Genomic DNA, 20,045 nt, shown 5'->3' on the forward strand with positions numbered 1-20,045 from the left:
CGACCCGACCTGCCCCGCCCCTCTGCGATCCGGAGCCCCCGATGGCGATACCCGCACGGCTCGTCCCCCTCCTCGACCAGTTCGACTTCGCCCGCCGGCGGCTGACCGACCGCATGGCGGGGCCGGTGGTGGACAGCGGGAACGGTACGGACGTCGAGGTCGGCCCGATGACCGACGCGGAGTACCTCTGGGAGCCGGGCCCCGGCTGCTGGTCCGTCCGGCGCCGCACCGACGGGCCCGGACCGCGCGCCACCGTGCTGACCGGCACCGCCTCCGGCGACTGGGGCCGGGACGCGACTCCGCCACCGCACCCGGCACCGCCGCCGTTCACGACGATCGCCTGGCGGCTGAGTCACCTCAGCGAGCTGCTCGCGCTCCGCGCCGACCACACGAACGGCAGCCACTCCCTCACCCGCGACGACTACCCGATCAGCGGGGACGTCGAGACGGCCGTCGCCGCGTTCGACACCGCCGCCGGCGCCTGGCGGGACGCGCTGCTGTCCGCCGACGACGCGGCGCTCGACACCGTCGGGTACAGCACCTACCCGCACGGCAGCGATCCGGAGGACCCCTTCCTGGAGACCGTCTGGTGGGTGAACCAGGAACTCCTGCACCACGGGGCGGAGATAGCCCTCCTCCGCGACCTGTACCGCCTCCGGCACGCGGGATCCTGAGGCCGGCCACCCCGAAGACCCCTAGGAGAACCCTCTTCCCCCCGTACGGGATTTCAGCGGGTCGTACGGGCGAGCAGCATCGCCACGTCGTCCTGCGCGGGCCCCGCGAGCAGCTGCTTCAGGATGTCGTCGCACAGCTCGTCCAGGGGGCGTTCGAGGTGCCGGAGCGCCCGGGCGAGCTGCCGCATCCCCTCGTCGAGATCGCGGTCGCGGGCCTCGATGAGACCGTCCGTGTAGAGGACGAGCAGCCCGCCCTCGGGCAGGGAGATCTCCTCGGTGCCGAAGTCGTGGGCGCCCGTGCCCAGCGGGGTTCCCGACGGCCCGTCGAGGAAGGCGATCGTCCCGTCCGGGGTGGCCACGGCCGGCGGAGGATGACCGGCGCGTGCGATGACCCAGCCGCCGGTGGCCGGGTCGTGAACGGCGTACACACAGGTCGCCATGGTGTCCTCACCGAGGTCGGCGACGACGGCGTCGAGGGAGCTGAGCATCTCCGCCGGCGGGATGTCGTGGCGGGCCAGGGTCCGTACCGCCGTGCGCAGTTGGCCCATGACCGCGGCCGCGTGGATGCCGTGCCCCATGACGTCGCCGATGACCAGACCCGTCCTGCCGCCCGGCACGGCGATGACGTCGAACCAGTCGCCGCCGACGTCATGGGCGCTCGCGGGCAGGTAGCGGCCGGTGAGTTCGAGCCCGGTGACGTCGGGCAGCGCGCTGTTGGTGAGGCTGCGCTGAAGGGTGAGGGCGGCCTCCCGCTGGGTCGTATAGAGGCGGGCGTTGTCGATGTTGAGGGCGGCCCGGGCCACGACCTCGTCGATGAGGACGCAGTCCTGCGCGTCGAAGGGCTCGCGGGTCCGCAGCCGGGTCACCGTGACCGAGCCGAGCACCTGGCCGCGGGCCACCATGGGGATGAGCCGTGCCGAGCCGATGCGGGTGGCGAAGTAGGTGCGGAGCGCCTCGGTCCGCGGGTCGGTGAAGAGGTGCGGGATGTCGGACGTGAAGAGGTTCGTGGGCCGGCCGCGGGCGACGACCCCCTCGTACACGGAGTCCAGCGGGATCTGGAAGGTCTGCCCCGGGACGAGCAGGGACGTGGGCGCCGTGGGGTCCGGGAAGCGGGCCGCGAGCCGCCGCAGCACCCCGCGCGTGGAGGCGACCGGGTCGTCCGGCTCGAGGACGGACTCCAGCATCTGGACGTCCGCCGAGTCGGCCAGCTGCGGCACGAGGAAACGTACCGTCTCCTCGGCCGTCTGCTGCAGGTCCAGGGTCGTGCCGATCCGCGCCCCGGCCTCGGCGAGCAGGGCGAAGCGGTGGCGGGCCCGCTCGACCTCGGTGTGCGCCTCCTGGCTCTCGGTGATGTCCACGAGGGACGCGATGAGTCCGAGGGACCGCCGGTCGGTGCGGTCGATGAGCGGGGCGTACGAGCAGGACCAGATGTGGTCGCGATCGGGGTCGGCGGGGGTACGGCCCACCCGGCGGGCGTCGACGACGGCGTTCCCGCTCTCCAGGACCTGGCGCATCAGGGATTCGAGGGAGGCGGCGTTGACGCCGGGCACCACCTCGGTGAGGCGGTGGCCCACGTGCTCGGCGGCCGCCACCCCGTTCATCCGGGCCAGGGCGTCGTTCACCCGGAGGAACCGCAGGTCGGGGCCGAGCAGGGCGAGACCGATCGGCGACTGGGTGAAGAGGCTCTCCATCGCCGCGAGGTTCTCCCGCATGCGCAGGACCTCGGAGGTCTCCACCGCGATGAGCATCGCGCCCGGCCGGCCCTCCGGGTCGGCGGCCGGCACGATCCACATCTCCATGGCGATCGTGTGCCCGTCGCGGTGCCGGACGGGCAGGGTGCCGACCATGGTCTCGCCGGCCTGGACGCGATGGGTGAGCCGTTCGGCGAGTTCACGGTTGGCGTCGGGGACGAGGAGGGGTGTGGCGAGCAGTCCGATCACATGCTCGGGGCGGTGGCCCAGGAGATCCTGCGCGGCGAGCGACCACTCGACGATGCGACCCTCGGCGTCCTCGCGCCAGAGGGCGATCGGGAGCAGCTCGCGGAGCACACCCGCGTCCCCGACGGCCGCCCGGGGCGGCTGCGGGACCCTGCTCGACGACTCGTGGTTCTCCAACGCATCGACCTACGCATCGGCCCGGCCCCGGGGGGCGTATTCCCTATCGGATCACCCTAGCCGAGGACCTGGGGGTGGGCTCTGCGTTGTGCGGCCGATCGATGCGGTGGGGAGGGGGAGGAGGGACGCGGTGGGTGGGTGGGGACGAGAGTGGGTGGGGGCGGGAGGGGCGGGGATCGGAGGGGGAAGGGGAAACCGGGGCAGCGGATTCCGTAGTTCTACGGATGTGCGGGGCGGCCCGGGGCTGCGAAAGTCGGTCCGACCTCTGTGTTCGCGGGTTCTGCCGGGTGTGCAGTTCCCTCCCGTCCCCTCTCCCCGGAGCACCCCCCACATGAGCAGCCGCTCGCCCGACGAGTTCCGCCTCGGTGTGCGTCCGTACGACCGGGGGACCGGTACCGGCGACGAGCCGGAGGATCCGCACGAACTGCTCCACCGGGCCCGGCTGCTCACCGCCCATGGGCATCCCTGGGCCGGAAGTGCCTGGGAGCGGGCCGCGACGGCCCTTCAGCGCGCGGGCGGGGCCCTCACCCCCGGGGACCACGCCGACGCCCTGGACGCGACCGCGCTCGACTGCCGGGGCGCCGCGCGCCCGGCCGCGGGGCCGCTCTTCTTCCGGGCCGCCGACCTGCACGAGCAGGCCGGCCGACGGGGCAAGGCCCTGGTCTCACGGGCGCGCGCGCTCGTCGCGGGCCCGGGCCCCGGCCCCGGCGCGACCGTCTGCGCCCGGCTCGCGGAGCTGTGCGATCGGGCCACGGGCCTCCACCGCATCGGGCAGGCCGCGGTCGCCGAGACGGCGACGGTGCGGCTGCTGCACGGCCGGGCCCGCGCCGATCTGCTCGACACCGCACCCGACCCGACGGCCGAGGCAGCCGCCCTGCGCGAGGAACTCACCCGGCTGATCGCCTTCGCCGCGCCCCACCGGGCGGATCCCGCCGTCCTCCGCGTGCTCGCCGACACGCGCGCGCTGCTCGGCCGGATCACGGCGCCCGACGACCCGGCGGCCGCACAGGCCCATCTGAGGGCGGCACTCGACGACCACCGGTCCGGGGGCCGGCTGTGGCCTGCCACCGAGCATCGACTCCTGCTCGCCGCCGTGCTGCGGGCCACCGGCGCGCACGTGGAGGCGGCCGCGCTCCTCCGCGCCGCCCTCTCCGCCGGGGTGACGGGCACGCCGCCGCGGCCCACCGACCGGGCCCGTCTCTGTCTGGCCCTGGCCCGGACGGTCGCCGGGGCCGGCGAGCAGGGGCGTACGACCCCGGGCTCGGAGGAGGTGGAGGGGGACCGCGAGCGGCTTTCGCTGCTCGCCGAGGCCGTCCGTCACACCGACGGTCCGGCGCAGGACATCCGCGTGGGTGCCCTCGCACGACTCCTGCTCGGTGTCGCGCTCGCGAAGCGCGGGCGCCACGGCAAGGCCCTCGACCTCCTCGGACAGGCGCTGCCCGGGTTCGCGGAGGACGGCGACACGGCGGCGCGCGTAGGGACCAGGGCCTGGCGCGCCGAGTGCCTGCTGCACCTGGGCGAACCCGGCCGGGCGGCGCGGGAGTACGCGCTCGCGGCGGCGGAGGCCCGGTCGTGGGACGATCCCCGTCATGGTGCGGCCCTGGGCCTGCGGACGGCGCACGCGCTCGGCCTGGCGGGGACCCACCGCCCGGTGCCGGAGGTCCACGGCGCGGGCGGTACGGTCGACGCCGACGCGAAGGCCGAGGCCACGACCGAGGGCGAAGCCGAAGCCGAGACCGAGGCCGAAGCGGAGACCGAGGCCGAGGCCGCGGCGGAAGGTGGTGCCCCGGGCGGGGGCGCGCAGGGGCCGTGGCCGGGCTTGCGCGAACTCCCGGAGCCGTTCGGACCGCCGGGGCGCTATCAGGTCGACGTGTACGGCGAAGTGGGCGGGGCAGGGCAGCAGGCCGACACCGCCCCGGGGACCCGAGTACAGGGGTGCGAGTGAACAGAGTGATCGACGGCCGTTTCGAGCTGGTGGAGCGGCTGGGCGGCGGTGGGATGGGCACGGTCTGGCGCGCCCGCGACCTGGTCCTCCATCGCGACGTGGCGGTCAAGGAGGTACGCCCGCCGGACCCCGCGCACGCCGAGCACGACGTCGAGGGCGCCCGGACCCTGCGCGAGCGCGTCCTGCGCGAGGCACGCGCCCTCGCCCGGATCGACCACCCCAACGTGGTGACCATCCATCACATCGTCGACGCCGGCGAGGGAACCTACCCGTGGCTCGTGATGGAGCTGGTCACCGGAGGATCCCTCCAGGACCGGCTCGACCGCGGCTCGATGACCCCGGTCGAGGCCGCCGCGCTCGGCCGCGAGCTGCTCTCGGCCCTGCGGGCCGCCCACGAACGGGACATCGAGCACCGCGACGTCAAGCCCGCCAACGTCCTGCTGCGCCCCGACGGGCGGCCGGTGCTCACCGACTTCGGCATCGCAGCGATCCGCGAGTCCACCGTCCTGACGGCCTCGGGCTCGATCATCGGCTCGCCCGACTACATGGCGCCCGAGCGCATCCGCGGCGGTGGCGGCAGCGGTCCGGCCGCCGACCTCTGGTCGCTGGGCATGGTGCTGTACGTGGCGGTCGAGGGCCACCACCCGCTGCGCCGGGAGAACACCCTCGCGACGCTGGCGGCCGTCCTCTCCGACGACGTACCGCCCCCGCGGCGCGCAGGCGAGCTCACCGGCCTGCTGACCAGGCTGCTGGTGAGGGAGCCCTCCGCCCGCCCGGACGCGGAGGAACTCGACCGCGCGCTCGCCGCCGTCGCGTCACCGGACCCGACCGCCCGTCCGGCCCTCCGTCAGGACGCCGACGCGGTACGGGGCCTGGCGACGGCTCCCGCGAACGGGGCGGGCGCGGAGGCCTTCGGCGCGCCGCGTGCGGCAGGCGACGGCGAGGGCGCGGCGACGTCGTTCCACCTCGCGCCTCCGGCGAGCCACCTGACACCTCCGGCGACCTCGGGCGCGGCTTCGGCGGTTGCCGCGACGGCGCCGCAGGGCGTCTCCCCCGCAGACGCTCCCCCGTCGGCCGCTCCTCCGTGGGCCGCTCCCCCCGCGGCCGCCGCCGTGTTCGTGCCCTCCGGGGTGTCCCCGGCGACGGTTCCCTCGTCCGCCTCCCCGGCCCGTGCCGCCGGCCGGCGGCGGAGTCGTACCGCCCGGTTCCTGGGTTCCGCAGCCGTCGTGGTGCTCGCCGTGGGGATCCCCGTCGCCGCCATGTCGTGGGACTGGCGGCCGGGCGAACCGGGAGCCGGGCCGAGCAGCGCGCCTCCGTCGCAGCAGGGCCCGGTCGCCCAGCGGCCCGACGCGTCGGGCACACCGACGTCGACGTCGACACCGTCGCCGGCGACGTCGAAGGGCGTCGTCCCCGTGAAGGGCAGTCTGCTGACCCCCGCCGGGGTCCGGTCCGCCATCGCCGCGATCAAGGAGGCCGCGGGCGGGACCATGGTGACCAGCTTCGTCGTGTACCCGGACTACGCGATCGCCGAGTCGGTCGTGAAGGGCAGCACGAAGCGGTACGACCGGTACATGTACCGGGGCGAGGACGCCGCCGTCCGCCAGGGATCCGGCACGGCCTTCCCCGGCTCGGTCCCGACCGACCTCAACGACTTCGACTGGGACGTCCTGCCGGCCCTGATGAAGCGCGCGGACAAGGAACTGGGGGTCGACGAGCCGACCAGCCGCTATCTCGTCATCAATCCGCCCTCGTCGGTCTTCGGGACCAAGGCGGGCATGAGCGTGTACCTGTCCGACACCTACGGCTCCGCGTATCTGCAGGCAGACGCGAAGGGCCGGGTGACGGCGACCTATCCCCGCGAGAACTGACCCTCGCCGACGCCGTCCCTGACCACGAGGGAGGCGAGTGCCGCGCGACTCTCCACTCCCGTCTTGCGGTAGACCCGGGCGACATGGCTCTCGACCGTGCGCGGGCTGAGACAGAGCCGGTCGGCCACGGCCTGGTTGGTGAGTCCCTCGGCGACCAGGACCGAGATCTCCCGTTCCCTCGGAGTCAGGACGGCGAGCCGGCCCCCGGCCGCGCCCTCCGGAGGGGCCGGGCGGGTCCGGTCGGCCAGATCGACCAGCATGCGGGCGCCTCCCTCGACGGCCAGTCGCCTGCCTCTGCGCCACTGGGCGGCGGCCCTTGTGCCGTCGCCCGCCGCGTGTGTCTGCGGCGCGGCGAGGAGCAGGCTGTGGGCCTCCCGCAGGACGGCCCCCGAGCGGGCGCTCTCCCGTGCCGCGTCGGTGAACGCCCGCGCGGCGGACGCCGATTCGCCGCGCCGGGCGAGGACCTGCCCCCAGGCCCGCAGCGCGGCGGCCCGTTGTACGGGCAGACCGAGCGGCTCCGCCTCCGCGAGGGCCCGGCGGGCGACCCGCTCGGCCTCCGCCGGGTCTCCGGTGGCGAGGGCCGAGCCCGCGAGCAGTTCGAGGTATCCGGGGCGCAGCGAGGGCTGGAGCCGGGTGAGGTTCCGGTCGCCGCCCGCCCGCACGAGCACCTCGCGCACCCGGTGCGGGTCCGTGTGGAGCGGTACGGCGTAGCCGAGCAGGGCGCGGGTCTGGGTGGCCCACCAGCCCTCGGCGGTCCCCACCGTGGCCGCGGCCTCCGCGGCGGCGGCCGACGGCTCGGGGTCGCCCAGGGGCCGGGCGTGGAGGAGGACGACGGCCCGGATCGCCCCGCTGAAGCCGACGAGTTCGGCACCGCCCAGGGCGCGGGCGACGGCGAGTGACTCCTCGGCCAGGTCGAGCGCGGCACCGACCCTGCCGGTCAGGAAGTGGACGTACGCCGAGCAGAGCAGCAACTGCGAGAGCGCGAAGGGCCGCCCGGCGCGCCGGGCCATCCCGATGCCGCGGGCGGCGTGACGCTCGGCCCTCCCGTACTCCTCCAGGAAGACCTCGGTCCAGCCGAGCCGTACCAACGACTCGGGGTGGGCGGCCAGTTCCCCGTCGGTGAAGGTGTCGGTGAGGGCCGCGGCCTCCGCCGCGTGGACGCGGGCGGCGGCCGTCTCGCCCTCGTACGCCTCGCCGAGCGCGGCCAGGGTGAGCACCTCCGCCGTACCGGCCTCGTCGCGCCGCCGCCGGGCCTCTTCGAGGGTCCGGGCGACGACGGACCGGACCTCGGGGTACCGGGCGGCGAAGAGGGCCCGGCAGCCCCACTCGACGACGAGCCAGGTCCGCAGGTCGGGGCGGGGGCCGGGGGTGCGCTCCAGCTCGCGGCGGAGCAGCGCGTCCGCCTCCGGGTAGCGGCCGAGGTGGCGCTCCATGAAGGCGCAGAGCAGGACGGCGGAGGTCCGCAGCTCGGCAGTGTCCGGCGCGCGGCACGTGTCGACGAGGTGGTGGAGGAGGTCCCGGCTCTCCGCCACGCGGCCTGCGGATCCGAGGGCCTGGGCCCGTCGCAGCGTCAGGTCGCGCCAGGTGGCACGGTGCTCGGGGGTGTCGGGAAGCAGGGCGAGAACGGTCCCCAGCCAGTGGGCCGCGCGCGCGGGGTCGGCCGCCCCGATCCGCTCGGCGGCCTCGATCAGCTCGGCGGCGACGTCCGGGTCCCAGGCCGTCACGGCGCGGACCAGGTGCGGAGCACGCTCGGTCACGGGCGCCCCGGCGGCGGCGAGGGCGTCGGCCGCCCGCCGGTGCAGCTCACGGCGCCGCCATGGGTCGAGCGTGCCACGGACGAGCTCGGGCAGGGCGGGGTGGCGCAGGACGAGGATCCGCCCGTCGTCGTCGGTCCGGACGAGGTCCCGGTGGGTCAGCTCCCTGAGAACACCGTCGAGGGTGGCGGGGCCGGGCGGGCTGGACGGGTGCGAGGGGGCCGGCAGGTCCGGCAGGTCCGCCGGGTGCCGGGCGATCGGGGGCGGGGCGACCGGAAGCGGGGAGACGGCGGCGGCGAGCAGCTCGGCCGTGGCGCGCCCGTCGAGCACGGCGAGCGCCTCGACGACCGCCCGCTGTGCCCCGTCGAGCGGGGCGAGCTCGTCGAGCACCACCGCGACGGGCCCGGTCCCGGGCGCCCCTCCCTCGCGGGTACGCGCGTGGGCGAGGGCGCGGTGGTAGAGCGGGTTGCCGAGGCTGACGGCGTGGATCTCCCGGGCGAGCCCGGCCGGCAGCCCGGGGGCGAGCCCTTCGGCACAGTCGTCCGGCGCCAAGGGCCCGAGGGCGAGCCGTGCGAGGTCTCCCGAGTCGGCGGCGCGGGCGAGGACGGAGGCGAGCGGAGGGGCGGTCTGACGCTCGCGGCGGGCGAGAACGAGCAGGACGGGCGCCCGGAGCGGATGCCGGAGGAGATGATCGACGAGCGCGACGGAGGCGGGGTCGGCAGCGTGGAAGTCGTCGAGCGCGAGAACGAGGACGGGCCCGTCCGCCGGCACCCGCCCGAGCGCCGCCGCGACGCGCCGCACGTGGCCGGCGTCCCCGCCACCGGACGGCACGGCGTCCGCACCGAACGCTCCGCCGGAGCAGCGGAGACCGTCCGGAGCACGGACGACACTGTCCGCCGGGGCCGCACACGACACCGACGCGTGGGAAGGGACCGTGCGGCTCGGCGCCGTCGATCCGACCGTCGGGCTCGACGCCGTCGAACCGGCCATGGCCCCCGACCTCGCCGAACCGACGGTGCCGCTCGCCGCCGTCCAACCGACCACCGGGCTCGGCGCCGTCGAACCGACCATGGACCCCGACGTCGCCGAACCGACCGTGGCGTTCGGTGCCGTCGACCCAGCCGTGGCTCCCGTCCTGACCGATGAACCCGTCCCGTGGTCCGCGCGGGGCGTCGTCGGTGGCGACTCGACGAGTTCCGCGAGGGCCGACAAGGCCGGGGACAGCGCGCGGTCGTGGTCGTCCAGGTCCGCGAAGGCGTCCGCGAAGGCCTGGAAGGGTGGGCTCGGGTCCCGGTCCGCGGGGACGGTGGAGGCGGCGGGGAGGGCGGGTCCCGCGCGGCCGCGCAGGACCGTCGCCCCGTGCCGCCTCGCCCGTGCCGCGAACTCGGCGAGGAGCCGGGACTTGCCGATGCCCGGCTCGCCCACGACCTCCACGACCACCGGCCCCGTTCCTTCGGCGCGCCGGCGCAACGGCACGTCGAGCCGGTCGAGTTCGCGGGCCCGCCCGACGAAGGGCGCACGCCCGGCACTCCCCCGTTCCGCGAAAGTTTCCACGTGCCGTCCCCCTCGTGCGGTCGTTCTGTTCCCCGCTCTCAGTTGTACGGCACACCACCGACAACGGCGTCAGCCAGTGGTCAGGGCCTTGAAGGCGCGCGTCTGTTCCGTGATGGCCCGCTCCGTCGGCAGGCGCTCGATCGACGAGGCCCCGAAGAAACCGACGACGCCCGTGGTGCGCTCCAGAACGTAGCGCGCGTCCTCCGGCTCGGCGATGGGGCCGCCGTGGCAGAGCACCAGGATGCCGGGGTTCACGCGCCGGGCGGCGTCGTGCATCTCCTGGACCGCCGCGGCGGCCTGGTCGAGCGTCATGGCCGTCCCCGCCCCGATGGCCCCCTTGGTCGTGAGCCCGACGTGGGGCACCAGGACGTCGGCGCCGGCCCGTGCCATGTCGGCCGCCTGCTCGGGGTCGAAGACGTACGGGGCGGTGAGCAGGTCCCGTTCGTGGGCGGCGCGGACCATGTCGACCTCCAGGCCGTACCCCATGCCGGTCTCCTCCAGGTTGACGCGGAAGGTGCCGTCGTAGAGGCCGACCGTGGGGAAGTTCTGCACGCCCGCGAAGCCCATGGCCTTGAGCTGGTCCAGGAAGAGGTCCATGCGGCGGAACGGGTCCGTGCCGCAGACGCCGGCGAGGACGGGGGTGTCGCGGACCACGGGCAGCACCTCGCGCGCCATGTCCTGGACGATGGCGTTGGCGTCGCCGTACGGCAGGAGTCCGGCGAGGGAGCCGCGCCCGGCCATCCGGTAGCGGCCGGAGTTGTAGATGATCAGCAGGTCGACCCCGCCGGCCTCGGCGCACTTGGCGGAGAGCCCCGTACCGGCGCCGGCGCCGACGATCGGGCGGCCGGCGGCGACCTGGGCGCGCAGGCGGTCGAGCACGTCCTGACGGCTGATGGTGTTCACGGTGGTGTTCACTCCTCGGTGTCTGTCTCGTGCGTGCGTCAGTGGGCCGCTCGGCGGGCCTGCTCGGTGATCAGCCGGTGGAGGCGGTCCGCCATGGCGACCGCGAACGACGGGTCGTTGACGTGGGCGTCGAGTTCGTGGACGCGGACCTCGCCGCCCCGCACGGCGGCGCGCAGCGCGTCGAGGCCGGACCGGTCCGCCTCCGGGTCCGCGAAGGGCCCGTCGGTGACGTCCACGGCGGAGACGCCGCGCAGCGGCCAGAAGACCTCGGCCGGTCCGCGGGAGGTGCGGAGCTTGCGGCCCATGGCGGTGCCGAGGTCGGCCATCTCGCGCGCGGTGGTCCGCATCAGGGTGACCGTCGCGTTGTGGACAAGGAGCCGCCGTTCGGCGAAGCGCTCGGGGACGGTGGCGGCGGGACCGAAGTTGACCATGTCGAGCGCGCCGGGGGCGACGACCTGCGGGATGCCCATGGCGCCGGCGCCGGTGAGCCGGGACGGGCCCGCGCTGAGCACCCCGCCGACGAGTTCGTCGGCGAGTTCGGTGGTGGTGAGGTCGAGGACGCCGTCGAGCATGCCGTCCCTGGCGAGTTTCTCGACGGCCCGGCCGCCCGCGCCGGTGGCGTGGAAGACGAGGACCTCGTAGCCGAGTTCCGCGAGGCGCGCGCGTGCCACGTCGACGGCGGGGGTGGTCACGCCGAACATCGTGGCCGCGACGACCGGCCGTCCCCGGCCCGCCGGTTCGTCGTGGTTGCGCTCGTGGCGGCGGGCCATGCCGGCGGCGGCGGCCGCGGCGTTGCCGAGGACCTGGCAGGAGACGGAGTTGAGGCCGGAGATGTCGACGACGCTGTACATCAGGGTGAGGTCGCTGCTGTCGACGTACGGGGAGACGTCACCGCCCGCCATGGTGCTGACGAGCACCTTCGGTACGCCGATGGGCAGGGCCCGCATGGCCTGGGCGGCGATGGCGGAGCCGCCGCTGCCGGCGGCGGCGAGCACGGCGTGCAGCCGCCCCTTGCGGTAGAGGTCGACGACGATCCGGCTGAGCCCCTGGGCCATGGCGGCGACGGCCGCCCCGCGGTCCCCTTCGGCCCGCAGCCTCGCCAGGTCGTGGCCGGCGGCCCGCGCGACGACATCGGCGGTGACGTCGGCCACGGGCGCGTGGGCGGGCGCGGGCATGGTCCCGGTGTCGACGAGGAGGACGTCGGCCCCGTACTCCCTGAGCCGCTCGCGCAGCCAGGCGTATTCCTCCCCCTTCGTGTCCAGTGTGCCGACCAGCACGACGGTCGCCATGCGCCCACCCTTCTCCCGATCCGGCCCGATCCCGGCCGGTCCCCGGCCCGTTCCCGTCTCCGGGTCCCGTCGCCCGGGGCCCGCCGTTGTCGATCCTCCGTCGTGCGACCTGCGGCGACAACGACCACTCTGGCCGGATTGGCCTGCGTGGTGGCGCAAGATGGTGCCATGACCCGGATTGCTTCGACCCGTTTGTCCCGACTTCTCACCGGCTGGTCGTCTGAGGGGCCGGGGCCGCTGCCACGGCGGCTCGCGGACGCGCTGCGGGAGCTGGCCGCACGGGGCGACGTCGCGGGCGGCACGGTCCTGCCCTCGCAGCGCGAACTGGCCCTGGTGCTCGGCGTGAGCCGGTCCACGGTGACGGCCGCGTACGGCCTCCTGGAGAGCGAGGGCCGGCTGGAGAGCGTACGGGGCAGCGGCTCGCGGCTGCGGGGGTCGGGGGCGGCCGACGGGTACGTCACGGAGGGGCGGCTCGTGAGCTTCGACGCCCGGTCGCGTACGGCCGCCTCGGCCGGTGGCGCGGACCTGTCGAGCGGGGCGCTGCCGGGGCTCGGCGCGGTGGGCGACGCGGTGGGCGCGCTGACCGGCGGGGACCTCGGCGTGCTGCTCGGGGACGACGGCTACCACCCGTACGGGATCCCGGCGTTGCGGGAGGGGATCGCCGCGTACTACCGGGCGGCGGGTGTGCCGACGGAGGCGGGCCAGATCCTGGTGACCTCGGGGTCTCAGCAGGCGGTGTGGCTGGTGGCGCAGGCGCTGGTCGAGCCGGGTGACACGGTGGTCGTGGAGGACCCCACCTATCGGGGTGCCCTGGAGGCACTGCGCGCGCGAGGTGCCCGTCTGGTGCCGGTGGGCGGCGACGGTCCCGACGGCGGCGGGGACGGCGCCGACGTGGCCGCTCTGCGGCGGTTGTGCGCCCGTGTGCGGCCCCGGCTCGTGTACCTCCAGCCGACGGCGCACAACCCGACGGGGCGCAGCCTGGACGGCGCGGCGCGGCGGGAGTGGCAGCGGGTGCTCGCGGAGCGGGAGTTGTTCGCGGTGGAGGACACGGCGTGTGCGGAACTGAGCCTGGGGGACGCCGGGGCCGCCTCGGGCGCCGGCGACGTTCCGGACGCCACCGGCCGTGCCGACGAGGCCGACACGGCCGATGAGGCCGACACGGTCGACGAGGCCGCCCCGGTGCCGCTCGTCGCCGAGCTGCCCATGGGCTCGTCGGTGACGGTCGGCACGCTCTCGAAGCTGTTCTGGGGCGGTCTGCGGGTGGGGTGGGTCCGTTCCTCGCCGCAGGTGGTGGCCCGGCTCGCGAAGATCAAGACCTCGGTGGACCTGTCCTGCTCGGTCGTGGACCAGCTCGTCGCCGTCCGTCTGCTCGACCGGTTGCCGGAGGCACGCGCGCGTCGCAGGGCCGAGTTGCGCGGCCGGCGCGACGCGGCGGAGGCGCTGCTGCGCGCCGGGGCGCCGCACTGGGAGTGGACCCGGCCCGCGGGCGGCCCCGCGCTCTGGGTGCGGGTCCCCGGTGCCGACACGGAGGCCCTCGCCCAGCTGGCGCGGCGTCACGGCGTGTCCGTCGTCCCGGGGTCGGCCTTCTCTCCGGTGGACGGTTTCCGGGACCGGCTCCGGCTGCCGTACGGGCACGGGACGGACGCCCTGGCGGCCGCGCTCCCGATCCTGCTGGAGTGCGCGGAGCGCGCGGCCGGCTGACGGTCCCTCCCCGGGGGCTCCACGGTCTCTCAGGGGTGCATCCGGGCGCCCTTGAGCACCTTGTCGACCGCGTTGCGCGGTCCGTGGACGGCGAGGCCCGCCAGATCCAGCCCGTCGGTCCCCACGGCACGTACGGCCGCGCGGTTGTCGCGGTCGTTGCCGGTGGTGAACAGCTCGGTCGTGAAGACCGCCCGCGGGAGGGCGCGCGCGAGTGCGCGGGCGTGCGCCGCCGTCAGCGTCTCCTTCGTGCCCTCGAAGACGAGCACGGGCTGGCGGAACATCGGCAGGTACGGGGTGCCGTCGGCGTCCGCGTACGGTTCGCCGATCACCTCGGGCAGCTCCGACCCGAGGCCGCTGACCAGGAACGCGGTGACGTTCAGGCGCTGCCAGGTCTCCAGGTCGTCCCGCAGGAGTACGGCGATCTTGGTGTCGAAGCGGACGGGTGCGGTGTCGGTGGTCGTCATGGTCCGAGACTGCCGACCGGCCCGCCGTGCCGTCTTGTACATTCCTTGCATGGTGGCCGGTCAGCGGGTTTCGGCATGGCGCCCGCACGTGCCGGGAGTCGTGGAGGTCTTCCACGCCCACTTCACCGCGCACGCGTACCCGATGCACGTCCACGACGTGTGGACCCTGCTCATCGTCGACGACGGGGCCGTCCGCTACGACCTGGACCGGCGTGAGCACGGCACCCCGGGCGACACGGTGTCGCTGCTCCCGCCGCAGGTGCCGCACAACGGCTCGCCCGCGACCCCGCACGGCTTCCGCAAGCGGGTCCTCTATCTGGATCTGACCCAGCTGGACGAGAGTCTCATCGGCGCCGCCGTGGACGGGCCCGACCTCGTCGATCCGCTGCTGCGCCGTCGCGTCGGTCAGCTTCACGGGGCACTCGCGGACCGGGGCGGCGAACTGGAGGCGCAGAGCCGGCTCGCCCTCATCCGCGAACGGCTCCGCATCCATCTGCGGCCCCAGGTGGCCTCACGCGCGCGACCCGCGGACCCCGGAGTGGCCCACCGGCTCCGCGAGCTCCTCGACGCCCGGCTGCTCGAAGGGGTGACCCTGGACGAGGCCGCGCGGCTGCTGCACGCCCATCCCACCCATCTGGTACGGGCGTTCAGCGGCGCTTTCGGTATCGCCCCGCACCAGTACCTGACCGCCCGCCGGCTCGACCGGGCCCGTCGGCTGCTCCTGGACGGGCAGCCGCCCGGGGAGGTGGCGACGGCGACCGGCTTCTACGACCAGTCGCATCTGCACCGCTCGTTCAAGCGGCTCGTCGGCACGACCCCGGGGCGCTTCGCGCGGAAGCGCGAGGAAGCGACGCCCCTGTGGTGAACCGGCCACGCTCCGAGGCGTGAACGAGGACGTCACCGAGGTGCGGGCGCACGGCTGGAGCGGCCGGGTGATCGCTGAGGTGGTCGGCGTGGTCACCCTCAGCCTGCTGACGGGCGCGTTCGATCTCCTCGCGGGCGTGCAGCCGGACCGCGGGGCCTGAGGGGCGTCTCGCGCCTGAGGAGGAGGTCGCGCCTCGGTGCCCGGGGGCCGCGGTTCAGGAAGGCGTCCTCGCGTGATCGGAGTCGCCGCGGAGGACGCAGAACTCGTTGCCCTCGGGGTCGGTGAGGACCGCCCAGCCCGTGCCGTCGGGGTTTCGGTGGTCGGCGGCCAGGGCGGCACCGAGGGCCAGCAGGCGCTCGACCTCCTCCTCGCGCGAGGCCGTCGGGCGCAGGCACAGGTGGAGGCGGTTCTTGCGGGTCTTCGGTTCCGGTACCTGGTTGAAGTACAGCACCGGGCCGTCCTTGAGCATCACCTGGGTCTCCGGGGCGCCCGGCGCGCTCTCCGGATCCAGCGGACTGCCGGTCACCTCGCTCCAGAACCGCGCCAGCCGATAGGCATCCGAACAGTCGATCGCCACGTTCTGCACCACCGAATACATGCTGCTCAGCCTGCCCGAGAAGGAGGCGGACCGCCACCAGGAATTCGCGGTGGGGAAGCGGGGCCGGACCTATGCTGATCGTCCTCCGGGCAGCGAGGGGAAGCATGATCGACGTCGACGGGTATCTGGCCGTACCGGGGGTGCCCCGGCCGGCGGCCCCGACCGCCGAGGCGCCGGGGGCACTGCACCGGGCGCAGGTGGAGCGGGTCTCGTTCGAGAACCTCGACATCCATCTGGGACGCCCGACGGGTATCGGCGCCGAGGAGTCCGTGGCCCGGATCATGCGCGGGCGCGGGCCGGAACACGTCGGTCAGCACGTCGTACCGTCGTCGGGCGAATCGATGCCTGAACCTCGCCGAGATCGACGCCTCCGCGCGGGCGGAGCTGCGGCGGCGCGTCCGCACCGCGCACCAGGACGGGGAGACCGCCGCACAGCGGGACGCTCCTCAGGGGGTCTTCTCCCGGGGTACCGCGGCCCGGAGGTCGGCCAGCAGTTCCGCCTGGCCCGCGAGGACGCCGGAGAGGATCGTGCGGGCGGTCGTCAGCAGTTCGGCCACCTGAGGGCTCGTCAGCGCGTAGTACACGGCCGTGCCCTCGCGCCGGGCGACGACCATGTTCGCCCGGCGCAGGACCGCCAACTGCTGGGAGAGGTACGCCGCTTCGACGCCGGTGTCGCGGAGCATCTCGGCGACACCGTGCTCGCGCTCGCTCAGCAGCTCCAGGACCCGGATGCGGACGGGGTGTCCCAGTGTCTTGAACAACTCGGCCTTCAGTCGGTAGAGCGGCGTACTCATCGCACCCACCCCGCGCGTCGAATCGACCCGGCACTCTGCAGCATGCCCCCATCCTCGCGCCTGCCGGGACGGAAACCCACCGGGGACGGGTCAGAGGCCGATCATGGCCGGAACCTGCCAGGACGGTCCGGCACTTGGGCGGTACCCGGACCGTACCTGGGCGGTACGTGAGCGGTACTGGCGCCGCCGGGGGATCAGGTGGTCGGCCAGGCGTCGCTGCGCCAGGCCCGCTGTTCCGCGCCCGCGTCGCGGTGTGCGGCGAGCGCCGCGGCCAGGTCGCGGTGGACCGGGACCGGAGGACCCTCGCCCGCCGGGACGAGGGAGCCGTCGGCGGGGATCGCGGCCAGTTCGAGGGCGCGGCCCGCCGCCCGCAGCCGGAGCGCCGCCTCCGCGACGGCGAGCTGTCCGCCGACCGACCAGCCCCGCAGCCGGGTGAGGTCGAGGACGACCGGCCCCGTGCCCCGCGCCACCGCCCACCCCACGGCCCCGGTGAACCGTCCCACGGCGTCGGCTCCGAGGAACCCGGCCAGGGACAGTACGCCCAGGTCCTGCTGGACGGTGTAACGCCATTCGATGGTCATGTGCGTCGTCATCCTTCTCGTACGGCGATCACTGCGGAAGCACGGGCTGCGGAAGCACGGGCGGGGGGGCACGACGGCGGCCCGGCGGCGATCTCGGTGAGGATCCGCCGGGCGGCCCGCATCAGCTGGGTCACGTCTCCGCCGGCGAGCGTGTACACGACGGTGGATCCCTCGCGGGCGGCGGTCACGATCCCGGAGCGGCGGAGCACGGCGAGCTGCTGCGAGAGCGCCGCGGGCTCGATCTCGATCCGCGCGAGCAGTTCCCGTACGGGCATCGGCCCGTCCTGGAGCAGCTCCAGGACCCGGACGCGGACGGGGTGGCCCAGCATGCGGAAGAACTCGGCCTTGGCCTGGTACAGCGGGACCGGCACGGTCTGTCCTCCGGGGGCGCGGGTGCGCGGGGCGGGTCGCCGCGGCCCGGCGACTGCTCACGGGCACGGCCTGACCAGGATGTATCGAATTGCAGAAATGTGCAATTTGCCTTTCACCTACTGAGACGGCTCGCCGGGCGCCCCCGCCTCGCTCTCGCCGCGCGTCACGGAGAGGGGTTTCGAGACCGGTCGCGGGGACCGGGAACAGACTCCGGGTTCCGGCGGCTGGAACAGAGAGCTCGAAGAGACAGCCGGAACGGACAGAAGGAAGCACCATGAAGATCGGCATCATCGGCGCCGGCAACATCGGCGGCAATCTGACCCGCCGCCTCACCTCGCTCGGTCACGAGGTGTCCGTGGCCAACTCCCGCGGCCCGGAGACCCTCGGCGCGCTCGTCGAGGAGACGGGCGCCACCGCCGTCACCGCCTCGGAGGCCGCGCAGGGTGCCGAGATCGTCGTCGTGACGGTCCCGCTGAAGAACGTCCCCGACCTTCCGGCCGGGTTCCTCGACGGTGCGGCGGACGGTTTCGTCGTCATCGACACCGGCAACTACTACCCCCGCGAGCGCGACGGCCGGATCGCCGCGATCGAGGACGAGGGCCTGACGGAGAGCCGCTGGACCGAGCTCCGGATCGGCCACCCGGTGATCAAGGCCTTCAACGGCACGTACGCACAGGACCTCCTGGAGCGGCCGCGCCCGGCGGGCGACCCGGAGCGGATCGCCCTGCCCGTGGCGGGTGACGACGCGGTGGGGAAGAAGAAGGTGCGGCTCCTCATCGACGAGCTGGGCTTCGACTCCGTGGACGCGGGCGGGATCGACGACTCCTGGCGTCAGCAGCCGGACACCCCGGTCTACGGCCTGCGGGAGGGCGTGGAGGGCGTGACGAAGGCGCTGGGCGAAGCCTCCCCCGAGCGCCCCGAGGGCTTCCGGGGCTGACCGCGCGCTCTTTCGGACCCGCGTTCCTCCGGTCCGCGGAGGAGCACCCGGAGGCCGCGCCGGTCACTGGACCGACCGACCGCCGGGTCCCGGTCCGCGGAGGCGAGCGGACCGGGCTCCCCGGAGCCTCAGCCCGCGACCGGGGCCGTGAACGTGACGTCGGAGGCTCGTACGGTGACCTCCGCGTCGCTCCCCAGGGCGTAGGCCGCGACCCGGGAGACCGTCGCGGCCGGCACGAGCTCGCTGATTCCGGGCGCCGCCGGAACGTCCTGGGTGGCGTGGGCGTCGTGCGGCACGACCACGCGGTAGCCGCGCGCCAGGGCGGTGCGAGCCGTCGCCTGCACACACATCTCGGACATCACGCCGCAGACGGCGACCGCCCGCACGCCCGCGTCGGTGAGCACGCCGCCGAGCCGGGTCTCCTCGAAGCCGTCGTCGTGCGGCTTGCGGATGACGAGCTCACGGGGCCCGGGCTCGACGGGGTGGTGGAGCTCCCAGCCCGGTGTGTGGGGTTCGTCCTCGGCGCCGGGCGGTCCGTCGTTCTGGAGGTGCACGACGAGCGCGCCGTCCCGCCGGGCCCGCGCGAGGAGATCCGTCGTGCGGTCGACGAGCCGCGCGGCCGCGGGCACGGCCCCCTCACCGGTGACGAAGGCCGACTGCACGTCCACGACGATCAGCGCGTCCACGGGCGGGGGGTTCGGGGTGTTCCCGGCGGGCGGGGCGGGCGTCTCGGCGTGCTGGCTCATCCGACCATGATCCCGCCCACCCGGCCCTGCTGCCAGGGGATTTCGGCCCCCCACCGCCGGCTCGCGCCCTCTCCCTCGTATCGCGGGTGTATCGAGAATCGCATACGCCCCCGCAACCGCCCTCCCGCTTCAATGGGGGAATGACACCCAGCGCGCCCCTGCCCACTCCGCCCCGCCGCACGCGAAGGACCGTGATCGTCGGTCTGGCGGTCCTCGGCCTCGCGGGCGCGCTGTACGTCGTCCGGGGGCCGCTCATGATGTCCGCTCCGCGGTGCATGGCCGGCCGGTGGCACGGCTGCTTCGACACGTTCAACGGTGTGGTGCTCATGACCCTGGTCGCGGTGCCGTTGTCCCTGCTCGTGGTGGGGGCCCTGACGCTCCGGCGGCGGGCCGCCGGTGTCGCGCCGGCGTGGCGGATGTCGCTGGCCGAGGTGGGCATGGTCCACGGGACGGTGCCGTTCCTGTGGCTGACCCTGATGCCGGGCGCCGCGCCGGGCATCGCCCCGGCCCGGGTGACTCTGGTGCCGCTGAGGGATCTGGTGACCATGGGGACGCTCGGGATCGTCGGCAACCTCCTGGTCTTCGCCTCGCTGGGCTTCTTCGCCCCGATGCGGTTCGCGGCGCTGGCGTCCGTGCCCCGGATCCTGGCGCTCGGCGCGGGCTGCTCGATCCTGGTCGAGGCCGCCCAGTACGTCTTCCGGCTCGACCGGGTGTCCTCCGTGGACGACGTCCTGGTCAACGCCACCGGCGCCGCACTCGCCGCACTGGCCTCGCGGCGCTGGTGGCGCACCAGGGCGGACGCGCCGTCGGACGGGCCCCGCCCCGCCCTGGCATCGGCGGCCTGAGCCGTGCGTCCGGTGCGCCTCCGACCTCGCACGCGTCGACG

The 20,045-nt window shown here is 74.8% G+C and carries 18 protein-coding genes; 8 read left to right on the top strand and 10 right to left on the bottom strand.

Features of this window, described 5'->3' with window-relative positions:
* Window positions 1–41: 41 nt before the first annotated feature.
* On the top strand, window positions 42–674 hold the full coding sequence (locus ACIP8Z_RS04040) for a DinB family protein (protein ID WP_402078378.1): 633 nt from the start codon (window positions 42–44) through the stop codon (window positions 672–674).
* 53 nt (window positions 675–727) lie between these two features.
* On the opposite strand, the gene ACIP8Z_RS04045 is transcribed toward ACIP8Z_RS04040, so the two are convergent.
* Window positions 728–2,788, bottom strand: a complete 2,061-nt coding sequence (locus ACIP8Z_RS04045) for a SpoIIE family protein phosphatase (RefSeq protein WP_402078381.1) — start codon at window positions 2,786–2,788, stop codon at window positions 728–730.
* 331 nt (window positions 2,789–3,119) lie between these two features.
* On the opposite strand from ACIP8Z_RS04045, the gene ACIP8Z_RS04050 reads away from it, so the two are divergent.
* On the top strand, window positions 3,120–4,733 hold the full coding sequence (locus ACIP8Z_RS04050) for a hypothetical protein (RefSeq protein ID WP_402078384.1): 1,614 nt from the start codon (window positions 3,120–3,122) through the stop codon (window positions 4,731–4,733).
* On the top strand, window positions 4,730–6,601 hold the full coding sequence (locus tag ACIP8Z_RS04055; RefSeq protein ID WP_402078387.1) for a serine/threonine-protein kinase: 1,872 nt from the start codon (window positions 4,730–4,732) through the stop codon (window positions 6,599–6,601). Before ACIP8Z_RS04050 ends, ACIP8Z_RS04055 begins: the two co-directional genes overlap by 4 nt.
* Here ACIP8Z_RS04055 and ACIP8Z_RS04060 read toward each other — a convergent pair.
* The 3 genes from ACIP8Z_RS04060 to ACIP8Z_RS04070 all read right to left on the bottom strand — a co-directional run bounded on the left by ACIP8Z_RS04060 (window position 6,583) and on the right by ACIP8Z_RS04070 (window position 12,101).
* Window positions 6,583–9,909: an AAA family ATPase gene (locus ACIP8Z_RS04060; protein WP_402078389.1), complete on the bottom strand. Its 3,327-nt coding sequence runs from the start codon at window positions 9,907–9,909 to the stop codon at window positions 6,583–6,585. The two genes, ACIP8Z_RS04055 and ACIP8Z_RS04060, sit on opposite strands and share 19 nt — an antisense overlap.
* A gap of 69 nt (window positions 9,910–9,978) precedes the next feature.
* The gene (locus ACIP8Z_RS04065) at window positions 9,979–10,812 is read right to left on the bottom strand and encodes a phosphoenolpyruvate hydrolase family protein (protein ID WP_402078392.1); all 834 of its coding nucleotides are present in this window, start codon (window positions 10,810–10,812) and stop codon (window positions 9,979–9,981) included.
* Window positions 10,813–10,850: 38 nt separating this feature from the next.
* Complete coding sequence (locus tag ACIP8Z_RS04070) at window positions 10,851–12,101, bottom strand: Tm-1-like ATP-binding domain-containing protein (RefSeq protein ID WP_402078394.1); 1,251 nt, start codon at window positions 12,099–12,101, stop codon at window positions 10,851–10,853.
* 168 nt (window positions 12,102–12,269) lie between these two features.
* On the opposite strand from ACIP8Z_RS04070, the gene ACIP8Z_RS04075 reads away from it, so the two are divergent.
* Complete coding sequence (locus ACIP8Z_RS04075; protein WP_402078397.1) at window positions 12,270–13,802, top strand: PLP-dependent aminotransferase family protein; 1,533 nt, start codon at window positions 12,270–12,272, stop codon at window positions 13,800–13,802.
* 29 nt (window positions 13,803–13,831) lie between these two features.
* On the opposite strand, the gene ACIP8Z_RS04080 is transcribed toward ACIP8Z_RS04075, so the two are convergent.
* Window positions 13,832–14,317, bottom strand: coding sequence for a DUF2000 family protein (locus ACIP8Z_RS04080; RefSeq protein WP_402078399.1), 486 nt, complete (start codon window positions 14,315–14,317; stop codon window positions 13,832–13,834).
* Here ACIP8Z_RS04080 and ACIP8Z_RS04085 point away from each other — a divergent pair.
* Both ACIP8Z_RS04085 and ACIP8Z_RS04090 read left to right on the top strand, forming a co-directional pair.
* Window positions 14,316–15,131, top strand: coding sequence for an AraC family transcriptional regulator (locus ACIP8Z_RS04085; RefSeq protein ID WP_402078401.1), 816 nt, complete (start codon window positions 14,316–14,318; stop codon window positions 15,129–15,131). The two genes, ACIP8Z_RS04080 and ACIP8Z_RS04085, sit on opposite strands and share 2 nt — an antisense overlap.
* A 19-nt stretch (window positions 15,132–15,150) precedes the next feature.
* Complete coding sequence (locus ACIP8Z_RS04090) at window positions 15,151–15,291, top strand: hypothetical protein (protein ID WP_402078404.1); 141 nt, start codon at window positions 15,151–15,153, stop codon at window positions 15,289–15,291.
* A 54-nt stretch (window positions 15,292–15,345) separates the two neighbouring features.
* Here ACIP8Z_RS04090 and ACIP8Z_RS04095 read toward each other — a convergent pair whose 3' ends face one another.
* The 4 genes from ACIP8Z_RS04095 to ACIP8Z_RS04110 form a co-directional block, all read right to left on the bottom strand.
* Entirely contained in the window at window positions 15,346–15,729 is a 384-nt protein-coding gene (locus ACIP8Z_RS04095) for a VOC family protein (protein WP_402078406.1), read from the bottom strand.
* A 446-nt stretch (window positions 15,730–16,175) separates the two neighbouring features.
* A complete protein-coding gene (locus tag ACIP8Z_RS04100; RefSeq protein ID WP_402078409.1) occupies window positions 16,176–16,523 on the bottom strand; it encodes an ArsR/SmtB family transcription factor in 348 nt (115 codons plus the stop codon).
* Window positions 16,524–16,717: 194 nt separating this feature from the next.
* On the bottom strand, window positions 16,718–17,104 hold the full coding sequence (locus ACIP8Z_RS04105) for a hypothetical protein (RefSeq protein ID WP_037637908.1): 387 nt from the start codon (window positions 17,102–17,104) through the stop codon (window positions 16,718–16,720).
* 8 nt (window positions 17,105–17,112) lie between these two features.
* A complete protein-coding gene (locus tag ACIP8Z_RS04110) occupies window positions 17,113–17,475 on the bottom strand; it encodes an ArsR/SmtB family transcription factor (protein ID WP_402078412.1) in 363 nt (120 codons plus the stop codon).
* 89 nt (window positions 17,476–17,564) lie between these two features.
* On the opposite strand from ACIP8Z_RS04110, the gene ACIP8Z_RS04115 reads away from it, so the two are divergent.
* Window positions 17,565–18,413 carry an NADPH-dependent F420 reductase gene (locus ACIP8Z_RS04115; protein WP_402078414.1) on the top strand — a complete coding sequence of 283 codons (849 nt, stop codon included), beginning with the start codon at window positions 17,565–17,567 and terminating at the stop codon, window positions 18,411–18,413.
* A gap of 128 nt (window positions 18,414–18,541) precedes the next feature.
* Here ACIP8Z_RS04115 and ACIP8Z_RS04120 read toward each other — a convergent pair whose 3' ends face one another.
* Window positions 18,542–19,159: an isochorismatase family protein gene (locus ACIP8Z_RS04120; protein ID WP_402078416.1), complete on the bottom strand. Its 618-nt coding sequence runs from the start codon at window positions 19,157–19,159 to the stop codon at window positions 18,542–18,544.
* Window positions 19,160–19,299: 140 nt separating this feature from the next.
* Here ACIP8Z_RS04120 and ACIP8Z_RS04125 point away from each other — a divergent pair, with 140 nt between their 5' ends.
* Window positions 19,300–20,004: a VanZ family protein gene (locus ACIP8Z_RS04125; RefSeq protein WP_402078418.1), complete on the top strand. Its 705-nt coding sequence runs from the start codon at window positions 19,300–19,302 to the stop codon at window positions 20,002–20,004.
* The last annotated feature ends 41 nt before the right edge of the window (window positions 20,005–20,045 follow it).

This window comes from Streptomyces sp. NPDC088553 (assembly GCF_044752965.1).
Lineage (GTDB): Bacteria > Actinomycetota > Actinomycetes > Streptomycetales > Streptomycetaceae > Streptomyces.

What these genes read in the sequence shown, in the direction of transcription:
- ACIP8Z_RS04040 (WP_402078378.1), top strand. Translation starts at nt 42, where the DNA reads ATGGCGATACCCGCACGGCTCGTCCCCCTCCTCGACCAGTTCGACTTC.
- ACIP8Z_RS04050 (WP_402078384.1), top strand. Translation starts at nt 3,120, where the DNA reads ATGAGCAGCCGCTCGCCCGACGAGTTCCGCCTCGGTGTGCGTCCGTAC.
- ACIP8Z_RS04070 (WP_402078394.1), bottom strand. Translation starts at nt 12,101, where the DNA reads ATGGCGACCGTCGTGCTGGTCGGCACACTGGACACGAAGGGGGAGGAA.
- ACIP8Z_RS04075 (WP_402078397.1), top strand. Translation starts at nt 12,270, where the DNA reads ATGACCCGGATTGCTTCGACCCGTTTGTCCCGACTTCTCACCGGCTGG.
- ACIP8Z_RS04085 (WP_402078401.1), top strand. Translation starts at nt 14,316, where the DNA reads ATGGTGGCCGGTCAGCGGGTTTCGGCATGGCGCCCGCACGTGCCGGGA.
- ACIP8Z_RS04080 (WP_402078399.1), bottom strand. Translation starts at nt 14,317, where the DNA reads ATGCAAGGAATGTACAAGACGGCACGGCGGGCCGGTCGGCAGTCTCGG.
- ACIP8Z_RS04095 (WP_402078406.1), bottom strand. Translation starts at nt 15,729, where the DNA reads ATGTATTCGGTGGTGCAGAACGTGGCGATCGACTGTTCGGATGCCTAT.
- ACIP8Z_RS04100 (WP_402078409.1), bottom strand. Translation starts at nt 16,523, where the DNA reads ATGAGTACGCCGCTCTACCGACTGAAGGCCGAGTTGTTCAAGACACTG.
- ACIP8Z_RS04105 (WP_037637908.1), bottom strand. Translation starts at nt 17,104, where the DNA reads ATGACCATCGAATGGCGTTACACCGTCCAGCAGGACCTGGGCGTACTG.
- ACIP8Z_RS04120 (WP_402078416.1), bottom strand. Translation starts at nt 19,159, where the DNA reads ATGAGCCAGCACGCCGAGACGCCCGCCCCGCCCGCCGGGAACACCCCG.
- ACIP8Z_RS04125 (WP_402078418.1), top strand. Translation starts at nt 19,300, where the DNA reads ATGACACCCAGCGCGCCCCTGCCCACTCCGCCCCGCCGCACGCGAAGG.